Raw genomic sequence first — 12,867 nt, 5'->3', positions numbered from 1 at the left:
CTGATTTTTTTAAAAGAAATATTTTTTATGTGATAATTGACGCAGGACTAATTGCTTGCTAAACACAGGCTAGAACAGCAGGGCATCAGGAAACTGTCTCGTCCGGAAAAGTCTTTACAGTTGGGAGCTGTTAATACTTTTCCGGACGAGACACTGTCGCATAGTCAACCATCCATATCAGATTATTATCCTATATAAATTCCAGCTATAAATGAAACAACATCCTGCTACCCGCCTTATAATAAAGCTCTGCCAATGTTTTCTGATAACCTGAAATCATTTCTTCCCGCTTGATTTTCATGTCAATCAATTTAGACTCACGGCTGTTGATCAGAAACAAAGTACTTTCACCCAGATCAAACTTAGAAGATTCACCATTCAACAGCACTTCCTGGTTTGAAATGCTTCTCACCTGGACCGCAAGCTGTTCACCGTAGGCATTTAAATGATTGTAACTGGTCAGTACCGAATTCCTGATTTCACGGTTGGATTGCTGCATATCATATGCTAATTCCTGTTGCTTGATCTTCACCTCTCTTAACTTACCCCGCTCCGCACGAAGGAAAAGGGGTAGTGCAAATTCGAATCCGAGCTTATAATTGCCCATCTTGAAATCGTAATTATCAGGAACGTAGCTGGTAAAACTTCTACGGTTAGATAATAACGATCCGCTTACATTAAGTTTAGGTTTCAGCATTTCTTTTCTGTAAGAGCGCTCCACCGCAAGCTGCTCTCCTTTAATACGCAGCTTGATCAGTTCAGGATGGCTCCCGGCTGCAAATTCCAGCAAAGTATCTAATACTTGCCTTTGAGGTTTATTATGCAATTGTATTACCCGAAGCGGGCGGGCCTTCTCTGGTAATTCCAGGGGCTCTGCTTCATCGTTCCATAAATGATTAGATAAAGTAAGCCTGGCATTCAGAAGATCTATTTTCATCTTTTCATACTGAATCATTCTGTCCTGCACTGTAATAGCTGCTTCAACCGAGTCAATGCTCGCCTTATCGCCCAAACTTGTTTGCCTGCTTATTGCCTTAAATCTTGTCTGTGCAAGCTCCAGTCCTTCATTGATCAGTTGAAACTGATTATAAAAGAAATACCAGTTCCAGTAGTCCTTAACGATACTATACCAAATGGCATTGATCTGCTTTACACGTTCGGCTTCTGCATAGTTGACCATAATTTTTGCCTGCCTTAAGGTATTTCTTCTGCCATCTATCAACAAACCCTGCCCCAAAGGAATACTGAGGCCAATACCCGCCAAACCAGCTGTAGAAGTATAGGTTTCCGGGTTTACATAATCGCCAACATTACGGTCGTATCCTAATTTAAGATCCGCACCGGCAAGCCAAAGCGGTACTTTCAGTTCGCTTACCCAGCGATTATAATAGGTCTTATTGCCAAACATCTTCCTGTCGAAACCAGCTCTGATTCCAGGATCGAAATAACCAAGCGATTGCATCACATTCGCGCGTGCAGCTTCACTCAGCAGCGCTGCCTGCTTCACTATAGGGTGATTGCGAAATACCATTACCTCCAGATCCTGTAACATAAATACATCGGCAGTATCAGTTTGCGATTGTGCAAAGGAGCTCGGCAAACCAGATAATGATATAATTAAGATGAATAACAACTTCATAAATGTCTCTATTTAACCTGATTACCAATACTTTTTGGTTCTCTCTCCAAACTTGGAGGGAAACCATTTAATTGTCGCCATATCTCGTACCAAACTGGTACAGAATTTAAAATGACCCTGCCAAACACCCCAGATCCCTGTCTAAGCTGAACCGGCCATGGCTCATCAGTCTGAGGAACCGGAACCATCTGCTTAACCAGTACGCGGTAAGTACCATTTGCGCTAATCATTCTATCTATTGAAAATACCCTGCCGGCAAATGTGCCCACAGCTACCGATGGCCAGCCAGAAAACTGTACCGAAGGCCATCCCACAAATTGTAAACGAACTTCACTACCTTCTTGCATTAGCGGCACATCCATTGCATTCACGTAAATTTCTGCCGCTACCAAAGGGTTTTCAGGTTGCAATGTAGCAACCGATTCCCCTTCCTTAATCATCTCACCAATCCCTGCTTTCGTGGTTTTAATCACGTAACCATCCTGAGGCGCACGAACGACATACAAATCTCTGCGAAAATCAATACTTGCAATCTCGTTGCGTAATTTTGCGATATCGCCCTGGGCGCTGGCCTCTCCCGATAGTGCAGTTCCCATATCAGATTGCGCTTTAGCCAGAGATTCCTGATATTTAGCTCTGATGTTATCCAATTCGATCTGTGCATTAAGCATCGACTGTTTCGAACTGTTCAGCTTATTATCCTGCGCAATAAGCTTCGCATTATCATTTTGCACATTCAGACGGCGGGTCTCGATATCAGTAAGAGAAAACAAGCCATCTTTAAATCCTTGTTCGTAACGCGCTAAACGGGATTGACTGACGCGATAGAACTGACGCAGGGCTTGTAGATCTGCACTATCGCTTTGAACATAGTTCATGCTCTGTTTCACTTTATTTTCTGCGGTTACCAGCTGAAAGTTTAATCCGCGGCCAAGAGCGCTGATTTGATCTTCAGTAGCACGCATTTTTTGTCTTGCTGCCGCTTCGCTTCCTTGCTTTGCTTTTAGCTGCTCCTTCAATCTAAGCGGAAGCTCATTATCAAAATAAGATTGACTAATCTCTGATATCAGCAATATGGTATCGCCTTGCCGCACCTTTTGCCCTTCGCTTACATGCCAGCGTTCTATTCGGCCACCAATTTGGTTTTGAATAGTCTGAGGCCTATCCTGAGGTCTTAAAGCAGTAACAGTACCCTTACCCGGAATAGTTTGCCGCCATGGCAGAAATAAAATACCAAGCGAAAGTAAAAATGCAACCAGCATGATCCTTTCCAATACCAGTACCTTACGCATGCGCAATAAAGACTGGCTGGTCTTATCTCCAAGGTTTTCCCAATTGGCCTGGTGATTTACCTGACGATGATTACCCATGGTTTACCTCCTGTCCATCTTCCAGTTCCATATCAGTTACTACCGCCAACTTTTCTGCACTGGTTACCATATCGAATATAGTATTCATACTGGTCATTAGTTTTTCTACCGCATAGCTGATCTGAACAACAATCACTTCAGCCGCCACAAACTGACCGAAGGTCATTTGCCTGTCGATGACAAAATAAGAGCCCATCAAAAGCAGGGCGCCCATTAATACCGCCCGTATGACTATAGAACTGGCAAAAAATTTACGTAAAATCTTAAAGTGGCCGGTACGCGCTTTTAGGTAGCTGGAAGTGATATCATCTGTCTTTTCCATCGCCTCCTTCATTTTGCCTTGGTTGCCACGATAATGATCCAGGTTTGCTGCTATATCTTCTAAGTAAGCTACCACTTCGTATTTATACCCGGATTCCTCTATACTAGTTCGCACAGCATCTTTATAGTAAAGTGCAACCACAATAGCCAGAACCAATGTAATAAAGATTCCGAAGGCCATATACACCGGGTGGTAAAATGAGAGTAAAATAGCACTGAAAAAAATCAGCACCGCTGAGGATATCATTTCTACAACTAATTTGGCAAGTCCCTTTTGGATCGTCAGAATGTCAAAGAAACGGTTGACCAGTTCCGGTGGATATTCTCCGGATAATTCAGACTTTTTGATCCGTGGCAAACGATACGCAAACTCCAGAGCGGTTCTTGCGAATATCTTTTGCTCAACAAGCTCAACAAGGGTTAGCTGACCAATGAGCAGCAGACCACCGATCAATATTCCAATCAGTACTACCCCAATTAAAATATAGGTAGAACTATACATTGAACCATTGCTCAGCAAATTGAAAATTGCTGTTGTACCTAAAGGCAGGGTCAGTCCGAGCAATCCGATCAATACCGCGTAAAAAAATATGTAATTAATGGTGGATCGCTCAAAATGGAGTATTCCAACCAGGCGTTGCCAGGGCCTGAGCGCCGGCACATCATGTTTTTTGTTCATGATAATCTTTAAAGTTTAAGTGTCAGGGAAAATAGAATTACCTACCCGTATTTTATACGCGTAGAAAGCCTGCCGCATTTTCAGGCGGTTCAGTGGATATTGCGATATGGGGCTCTGAGAGTTTAGCCAATAAATAGACCTTATTATGGGCTTCCGTAGCTATGGAAATTTTTGACCAAGGCTGATCCGTTTCCGGCGATTCCAAAGACCACATTTTTTTTGCGGATCTATCAGATTTCTCCTTCTTTGTATTCTTTTCTACATCAGTTAGGGACTCGTCTTCCATTGCCAGATAAAAAGCCGACCATTTACCAATGGAAACTGTTGCTTTAAGGCCAAAACCAAAAAACAACACCATACTGAATAAGCAAATCACAATTTTATAGCTGAAAACGGTTACCATCTGGCCGCAAATATATTATTGCAGAGATTACGCTAAACGAATTTCGTGATTTCGTAAAGCATTTGACGGAATCATGACCACAATATTAGAACCCGATTAGAAAAGCCCGTTTAAATAAAGAAAAGAGAATAAATGACTAAAAAAATAGTCCTTCGTTTACAATGTCAAGGTTTAAAAAATGCATAAACTATTTCTTGAGATGGTTTATGTGGCATATCGAAGAACATTAATATGATTATAATGTTAGAGATAAACGTGGTACAAATTTGTTATATACTAACGGATTTACTTAGCGGACTGGAAATTATTGTAAATAATCAGCTTAATAATAAAGATGGCAAAACGGGGCTTAGTTTGGTTTAAAAACGATTTGAGGTTACACGATAATGAAGTGCTGTCGAAGGCTCAAAAGGAATGTAAAGATTTGGTTTTCTGCTATTGCATTGAGGAAAAAGACTACCAACAGTCTGGCAATGGTTTTCGTAGAGCTAATATTATCCGGTTCAAGTTTATGCAGCAATCCGTTATTAATCTGAGGGGAAATCTGCAGCAGTTGGGCGGTCATTTAATTATCGGCCAGGAGTCGGCAATGCTCACAATATCCCAGCTTGTTAAAGAATTTGAGATTACTGATATTTATGCAGAACAGGAGTATGCACCCTTCGAAGTGGATTTAGCTTCGAAAATTGTGGCTGGTTTACCAGAAATTGAATTTCATTTCCTGTGGGGTAAGACCCTGTACCACAAAGATGATATTCCCTTTGAAATTTCTAAAATCCCTCTTACAAGTAAGGCTTATAGAATACCGGTTGCTAAAAAATCAGGCCCGAGAGAAACTATCAGCATACCAACCAGGTTAAATGGTGTAAAGAATATTAAAAATGTAGAATTCCCTTCTTATTCAGCTTATGGATTTAGTGAAAACGAGTATGAGCATTCACACCCTTTTCTGGAAGGCGGCGAAGATGCAGCACTGGAACGACTGGAATATTACACCTTTAAATCTGAACTTCTCACAGGATACAGGTGGAGCAGGAATAAATCAGATGGATTGGATTATAGTTCGAAACTTTCTCCCTACCTGGCCTTGGGATGTATTTCTCCCCGGCAAATATATAGCAGGGTAAAAGAGTATGAAGAAAAGGTCAGGAAAAATCAAAGTACCTGGTGGCTGATTTTTGAATTGGTTTGGAGGGATTACTTTACATTTAAGGGAATGCGGATTGGAACTTCAATTTTTTCAACTCAGGGTTTTAAAAATAAAAAGCTTGTCTGGGAAAATGATCCTGAGAAATTTGAACGATGGTGCCAGGGGAGTACTGGTATCCCCTTTATTGATGCACATATGCTACAGCTAAATCAAACAGGGTATATGAGTAATCGTGGAAGGGTAAATTGTGCGAGCTACCTGGTGCATGATCTAAAAATAAACTGGACCTGGGGTGCCGCTTATTTCGAATCAAAACTAATCGATTACGATGTCAGCTCAAATTGGATGAACTGGCATATGCAGGCCTTTGAAATCTGGTATACCAATCCGGTACATCAATCCAATAAATATAAAGCGCAGGATTTTATCAGGCTGTGGATCCCGGAACTGTCCAAACTAAACAACATCGAGGTATTAATTCCCTGGGAATTTGAGACCGTTAATTACATTAAGCCGATTGAAGTATATCCAAAGTGGAATAGGGCAATCAATTTGATAAAAAAAATACCAATTTAACGGCAAGGTGAAACCAATAATAATAAATAAACCATTTAATTTAAATAGTCAGTTGAACTGGCAGACGATTCAAATTAAATGGTTTATTTACTACAACCAGACAAATCCAATAGAAAAATCATTCGATTTATCTAACATCTATCGTGCTGTTAAACGCTTGATCTTTAGAGGTGATAACAAAAGTTAATTTGCTGGAAAGGGCTTTGCCAATATTAAATTTTCTAACCAATTTTGCTGAATCGTTATAAATATCCGTGTAAAGTTGATTGTTGAATTCATCGAAAATCACAATTTCAACCGGAGCCTTATTGGTATAATCTAAATTAAGGGTGATCACTCCATCTTTCTTTGTCAACACTGGTTTAAAAGCTTCTTTATTTGAAGCTGTAGAAAGAGAAGCTTTATTATTTTCAATATTAATTTGATATTCAACCGATTTTAAACCTGTTTCTAATTTCATTATATAATTTCCATCAGGAAAATCAGTTAAGTCGTAAGTTTTGCTGGATCCGCTTAATTCATGACCTTTTTTCTCATATAGGATTTCATCATTCAGGCCATAAAAGGTTACTTTCATGTCTTGCGTCTCATTTATAGAAAGACGAATAGTTTTTCTTTCTACACTGTTAACTTTTAATGCAAGGTCATCATTATTTGCATATGTATTTACACTAGTAAAAAGGATGGCAGCTATCAGGCTAATTTTAAGTAGATTTTTCATATCATTAATTTTAGAAGAGTTAGTAATTATTTGATGGGTCTAAGTTATTGACAATGAGTTAGTATAATTGACTGCATATTTTCCGATAGTTATGCTATATTAACATTAATAGGCATTTTTTCTTGTTAAAACTCATAATAAAGTATACTTTTGATTTGTCAATTGAAAAAATATGAAAGCAATAAAGCCTGGATACGAGGTAGTTGAGTCTTCTTTTGGAAGCTCTTTCTATTATTCTAAATATTCAATGAATTCCAATAACAAAGCTCATGTATGGCATTACCACCAGGAAATCGAAATGGTTTTTGTAAATGGCGGGGCTGGAAAAAGACAAATTGGGAGTCACATATCTTATTATACCGATGGAGACTTAATATTAATTGGAAGCAATCTCCCACATTGTGGCTTTACTGATTACAATACCGGGAACAAGAACGAAACGGTCATCCAGATGAAACCAGATTTTCTTGGAGCAGGATTTCTGGATTTACAAGAAACAAAATGTATACAAGAACTTTTTGACAAGGCCAGGGGAGGAATTGCTTTTGGAAATGAAATCAAGAAAGCCGTTGGCAAACAGATAGAGAAAATGGAGGGTTTATTACCTTTTGAAAGACTGTTGGCACTATTAGCCGTTTTAAAAGAACTTCAAAACTCTACCGATTATAGAATTTTAAATGCTTCCGGGTTTTCACTCGAAACGCAGGTTCAGGATAACGATAGAATTAATATGGTTCTCAATTATGTTAAAGATAATTTCAAGACACCAATAAGTTTAGAAAATGTAGCTGCGATGGCAAGTATGACGGTGCCTTCTTTCTGCAGATATTTTAAAAAAATGACTAAAAAAACGTTTACTGCTTTTGTTAATGAATACCGTGTTGTACATGCTTCAAAACTTTTAGCTGAAAAACCAACTAGTATCGCAAATATTTGTTATGAAAGCGGGTTTAATAATTTTAGTCATTTCAACAAGTTATTTAAAGAATTTACTGGTAAAAATGCTTCACAATATAGAAAAGAACTAAATTCAGTAATTTATGAAACTGTTTAGTTTTTGAAAAAACAGCCATATGTGCTACTATCAAAGTTAGTAATGCAGATGCTTGATAGCATTGCTAATTTTGTTCGTAAAAAATAGGTTGAAGAACCGGATTTTAACATTGTGAGACACGTTATCACGAAATGTAATAACCCATCTCACAATGCATCTTGCCAGAACTATTGAATTCTAATACCCAGGATTTTGTTTGAGCTGAGGATTAACATTCAGAATATCTCTGCCAATAGGGAATATTTCTGTATGCTTATCTGCATCTGGTTTTTTATCCCACCAGGTCCCTGTACTGAAAACTCCCCATCTGATCAGGTCCGTTCTCCTGCGGTTCTCTCCGAAAAATTCCCTTCCCCATTCATCAAGCATCTCCTGATCAGTAAGCTGGCTGCCATCTGTGCGGTACAAACTAGGCGACCCTGCCGGAAAATTACGTTGCCTCACTTGATTCAGCAATCCTGCTGCGCCAGCTCTGTCACCTTTTCGGTATAAACATTCTGCCAGGGTATAATAAATCTCTGAAAGTCTTACCTCCGCATAGGCAGAAGTAATCCGATTAGGATCCGGAGTTGGATAAAGGGGATACTTCACAAAAAAGACTCCGGAATTATGATCAGCATGGTTCATATTAGACTGTTTATCTGCTATTCTTGTTCCAGGTTTTGCATCAAGAAACATACCCACCTGGTCGCGGATAAACAGCGCGTAAGGGCCCTTATTTCCACGTACCGTATCCGCCTTGGATACGCCATTCACATTACGTGTAAAAGGTAAATAGCCATATAAAAACATACCTTCCCTGGTACTATTGCCGAGATTGCGGTACTTTTTCAGGCGGACGTCGTCTGGATAACGCTGAAACTTAACAAACGGCTTGCCCAGTTCAAAACTATATTCTACGCTATCTACATCTCTTCCCGGCTGCATTGCATAACGGGGATTGGCCTGGCCGAAGTCAGTAAAACCACAGTACAATGGAGCTGCATCATAGGTCAGCGAATTAAAATACATACCGCCATCATACTGCCAATGGGTTCGTGCCAGTGTGCCCGGGAAACCATAAATCACTTCAGATGGCATCAATGCATTTGTATAATCGAAAGGCGCATCCCATCTATTATCAAGCGCATAACTACCATATTTACCGCTAATGATATCGCGGCATACCGCTTCGCATTCCGCAAACTTATCAGTACCAGTATAAACTTTTGCATTCAGATATAACCTGGCCAATAATGACGCCGCACCAGCTTTAGTCCACCTGCCGATGCCCTGATTGCTCAACTGAGCGCGTATAGGCAAGCCAGGTAAAGCCTCGGTTAGTTCTTTTTCAATATAGGCAAAGGTTTCCTGAGGTGTAGATTGAGGGTTACCCTGCGTAGAATTCTTTACATCAGTAATAATTTCTATGTTCCGGTAAAAATCAAATGCTCTCAGATAAAACCAAGCTCTAAGGGTGCGCAGTTCAGCTTTAAAATCAGTCAGCTCTTCAGGTTTCACGCCCAGCTTAACAGGATCAGTTATGCTCTCCATATCCTGCAGAGAATTGGTAGCTAATACAATACCCTGGTAAAAATTAGTCCAGACCCCACTTGTGAAGCCATCTACCGAGGTCCATGTATGATAATGCATACGCTGATATTCACCACCATTTTGCCAGTCGCCCTGACGGTTATAAGTACCTATTTCATCAGTGCTATTCTCTGTGGCAGCATACAGATCATTACCCTGTATACTCCAGTATCCATGCTCAAAAGGGCGGAGAAAGTCGCGTATAACATCATCACGCCTGGTAAGAAACCCCGTGGCGTCAACTTTATCGTATACTTTTTCATCAAGCTTTGTGCAGCAATTAAATAGAACTGACAACAAGAAAGCACTGCTATATAATTTATATATTTTCATAATCGAAGTTTAAAATGTAGCCTGTAGTCCAAAAATCACCTGTAAAGTAGAAGGGTAATAACTCAATGTTCCGTTTCCATCGCCGTCAGTTCTCAGACCTGGCCTTAAGCCATTAACCTGTACCTGATCGGGATCTCCGCCAGTGTAGGCTGTAAAAGTATGCAGGTTCCTCGCGGCCGTATATACCCGTACAGCTTTAAGATACCTTGATTTTAGAGGCTGTGTATAGCCCAGCGAAACGTTGTCTATCTTTAAGAACGCACCCGGCTCCAGGAAATAATCTGAGGCAATAGAAGTAGTAGCGCTATTGGTTAGTTTTGAATATTTGCTATCCACATTATAAGCTGATTTAAGCACATTCGCATCCGACTGAGCCGAAGGTGTACCTAAATAAAAGGCAGGAGTATTGAAGATCTTATAGCCAAAAGATCCGCGTAAAAAGATATTCAGGTCAAATCGCTTATACTGAAAGCTATTGTTAAATGATCCTGTTAATTTTGGCAAACCATTGCCAACAAACTGCTTGTCATCACTTGATGCCTGATTCGCGGGTACAACTGAACCATCTTTCTTGTAAACCAGCAAGGCACCCGTTTCGTCCACACCAGCCGATCGCAGCATGTAAAACTCTCCAATCCTGTGACCCTCCTGTATACGCTGTATTGTTCCCGGCGAGCCTGGTGCAGGCAGTGAGCCTACATCCTGGAAGACCGCACCTTTATATAGCGCATTAGAAAACGAAAGGAACTTGTTATCATTAAAAGCTACAGCGACACTTGCAGTATAGCTGAAAGCATCACGCTTAATTATACTTCCATTGAGGGTGATCTCAACACCACTATTTCGCATCGTACCTACATTAGTAAAGGTTTGTGACTGTGAATTCGGTGGCAATGGTACATTATAATACCCAAGCAGGTCTTTATTGGTTCGTCTATAGTAATCAATCGAACCATTCAGCCTGCTGTTAAATAATGTAAAATCAATTCCCGCATTAAAATTCACCGACTTCTCCCAACTCAAGTCGGGGTTGATATTGGAAGATGGACCGTAAACCTGATAAGGTATGCCATTAAAAGGGAAATAGCCTGCACCGCTGTACAACAACTGAGACAAATAATTTCCAAAATCCTGATTACCTGTCACACCATAATCAGCCCTTACTTTCAATTCATTTATCCAGGGCAGGCTTCCCTTCATGAAATCTTCTTCAGAGACACGCCAGGCGCCCGAAACAGCAGGGAAATTACCCCATTTATGATTATTTCCAAATTTAGTAGACCCCTCATGTCTTAAACTTGCGGTTAAGATATAACGATTATCATAATCATAATTCAGCCTGCCGAAGAATGCAATCAATTTAGAACTGTTTTGTGTAGAGCCGACTGCAGATTGTCCCTGTCCGGCAGCCCCGCCATTATAAAGTCCTGAACCCAGATTGTTCCAGAGGTAACTGTCAAATGGGAAATCATAATTTTGTGCAGAAAATTGCTTGTAATTATAGGCTGAAAAAGAGTACCCACCCATTAATTTGAAATGGTGCTTATTCAGGTTAAGATTATAGTTGCCTGTCCACTCCACATTCTTCTGGTCATTTTCTTCCTGACTCTGTTTAGCAAAATTGGTTTGAGTAGTTTTATTGGCATGAACAATAGTTGAAAGGGTAGAAGGGCTGAAATTCATGCTTCTTGCCGAGCGGCTGATTTGTGAAATCGTTATCATTGAGGTCAAACCTTTCAAAAGCTTTGCCTTTAATGAGGCATTGATATCCATTTCCTTGATATCGCCGTCCGACTTAATCAGCCTTCCATTCTCGACAGGATTATTGGAAAAGAAGCCGGTATTGATATAATTATACTTTCCCTGCTCATCATAAATGGGGTAGGTAGGGTTAAGTGTCAGCGCATTATTGAAGTTTCCCTCATCGGCATTACTTGTATTCATGTAACGCGGCGCAATATTCAGTGTTCCGGTAAACATATCGTTGTCCGTGGTATGGCTGATACTCACCCTTGCACCATATTCTCTTTTATGGGCCCTGAGGTCAATACCATCCGCATTTCGATAGTCTGCTGAAGCAAAGTAATTTGTTTTTTCAGAACCACCTGACATTTGAATCGTATGTTTCTGGCTAAAGGCCGGCGAATTAGTTACAGCTTTCATCCAGTCGGTCCGTGCACCATAATCCTGACCCAGCTTGTTTTGAACGCGGTTGGTTACAAATTCTTCAGGCGACAGGTTCTGTAGCCGGTTGGTCACATAATCAAAACTTGCATAGCCGTCATAAAACATGTGCGACTGCGAAGTTCCTTTTTTAGTGGTAACAATAATCACCCCATTACTGCCACGCGTTCCATAAATAGCAGAGGCAGCACCACCTTTTAGAACATCTATACTTTCAATATCGTTCTGGTTGATATTATCAATATTCCCACCCGGAACACCATTCACAACATACAATGGACCCAAACCAGCATTGCGTGAGGAAGCTCCGCGAAGCTGCAGAGAAGGGCTTGAATTTGGGTCACCGCTAGCAGTATTAGTAATAATTAATCCTGCAACTTTGCCCTGCAGTGACATCAATGGGTTATTGGCAGAGACCGGTAACAGGTCTTTCCCAGATACGTGAGTAATTGCACTAGATACCTCTCGCCTGTCGAGCGTACCATAACCAACACTAACTACCACCACCTCATTAAGCGCATTGCTTGCCTGAGTAAGGGATACGTTCATTTCATTACCTTCCGGCAAGTCTATCGTGCGGGAAGTATAGCCAATAAAGGTAAAAGAAAGACGCGTTACAGATGGAGGTACTTTGAGCGTAAATCTTCCCGTAGCATCAGTAAGCGTGCCCGCCGCAGTTCCTCTCGCGGTAACGCTCACACCGGCTAAAGGTAGCTGGTCTGTAGTACTCACCCTGCCAGTAATTGTGCGGTTCTGGGCGAATACGGTAGTCGATAGTAACATAAAAAGCACGATTGTGCTCAGATAGGGTACAAGTCTTTTTTTCATACAGAAATATTTGGTTGAAGCGTAGGTTCGCTGAAAC

9 protein-coding genes are annotated in these 12,867 nt (G+C 40.6%); 2 read left to right on the top strand and 7 right to left on the bottom strand.

Translation table 11 applies throughout. The features are described 5' to 3' along the window. Window positions 1-205 precede the first annotated feature (205 nt). The 4 genes from ABIB30_RS02730 to ABIB30_RS02715 are packed head-to-tail and all read right to left on the bottom strand — an operon-like array spanning window position 206 to window position 4,412. Window positions 206-1,639 carry a TolC family protein gene (locus ABIB30_RS02730; protein ID WP_354299218.1) on the bottom strand — a complete coding sequence of 478 codons (1,434 nt, stop codon included), beginning with the start codon at window positions 1,637-1,639 and terminating at the stop codon, window positions 206-208. An 8-nt stretch (window positions 1,640-1,647) separates the two neighbouring features. After that, a complete protein-coding gene (locus ABIB30_RS02725) occupies window positions 1,648-3,009 on the bottom strand; it encodes an HlyD family secretion protein (protein WP_354299217.1) in 1,362 nt (453 codons plus the stop codon). After that, entirely contained in the window at window positions 3,002-4,009 is a 1,008-nt protein-coding gene (locus ABIB30_RS02720) for an ABC transporter transmembrane domain-containing protein (RefSeq protein ID WP_354299216.1), read from the bottom strand. The genes ABIB30_RS02725 and ABIB30_RS02720 overlap by 8 nt, the downstream gene beginning before the upstream one ends. A gap of 52 nt (window positions 4,010-4,061) precedes the next feature. Continuing rightward, window positions 4,062-4,412, bottom strand: coding sequence for a hypothetical protein (locus ABIB30_RS02715; RefSeq protein ID WP_354299215.1), 351 nt, complete (start codon window positions 4,410-4,412; stop codon window positions 4,062-4,064). Between the two features lie 334 nt (window positions 4,413-4,746). Here ABIB30_RS02715 and ABIB30_RS02710 point away from each other — a divergent pair, with 334 nt between their 5' ends. Continuing rightward, a complete protein-coding gene (locus tag ABIB30_RS02710) occupies window positions 4,747-6,138 on the top strand; it encodes a DASH family cryptochrome (RefSeq protein WP_354299214.1) in 1,392 nt (463 codons plus the stop codon). Between the two features lie 127 nt (window positions 6,139-6,265). Here the strand turns inward: ABIB30_RS02710 and ABIB30_RS02705 are convergent, their stop codons facing one another. Beyond that, complete coding sequence (locus tag ABIB30_RS02705) at window positions 6,266-6,859, bottom strand: hypothetical protein (RefSeq protein WP_354299213.1); 594 nt, start codon at window positions 6,857-6,859, stop codon at window positions 6,266-6,268. A 172-nt stretch (window positions 6,860-7,031) separates the two neighbouring features. Here ABIB30_RS02705 and ABIB30_RS02700 point away from each other — a divergent pair, with 172 nt between their 5' ends. After that, window positions 7,032-7,913, top strand: a complete 882-nt coding sequence (locus ABIB30_RS02700) for an AraC family transcriptional regulator (RefSeq protein WP_354299212.1) — start codon at window positions 7,032-7,034, stop codon at window positions 7,911-7,913. 177 nt (window positions 7,914-8,090) lie between these two features. On the opposite strand, the gene ABIB30_RS02695 is transcribed toward ABIB30_RS02700, so the two are convergent. Beyond that, window positions 8,091-9,818, bottom strand: a complete 1,728-nt coding sequence (locus ABIB30_RS02695) for a RagB/SusD family nutrient uptake outer membrane protein (protein ID WP_354299211.1) — start codon at window positions 9,816-9,818, stop codon at window positions 8,091-8,093. Between the two features lie 9 nt (window positions 9,819-9,827). Continuing rightward, window positions 9,828-12,830, bottom strand: a complete 3,003-nt coding sequence (locus ABIB30_RS02690) for a SusC/RagA family TonB-linked outer membrane protein (protein WP_354299210.1) — start codon at window positions 12,828-12,830, stop codon at window positions 9,828-9,830. Window positions 12,831-12,867: the final 37 nt, after the last annotated feature.

Origin of the sequence: Pedobacter sp. UYP1, from assembly GCF_040547305.1 — a bacterium.
Taxonomy (GTDB): Bacteria; Bacteroidota; Bacteroidia; order Sphingobacteriales; family Sphingobacteriaceae; genus Pedobacter.
Note: the sequence above shows the minus strand (reverse complement) of the source record. Positions and strands in the feature narration are given on the sequence as shown.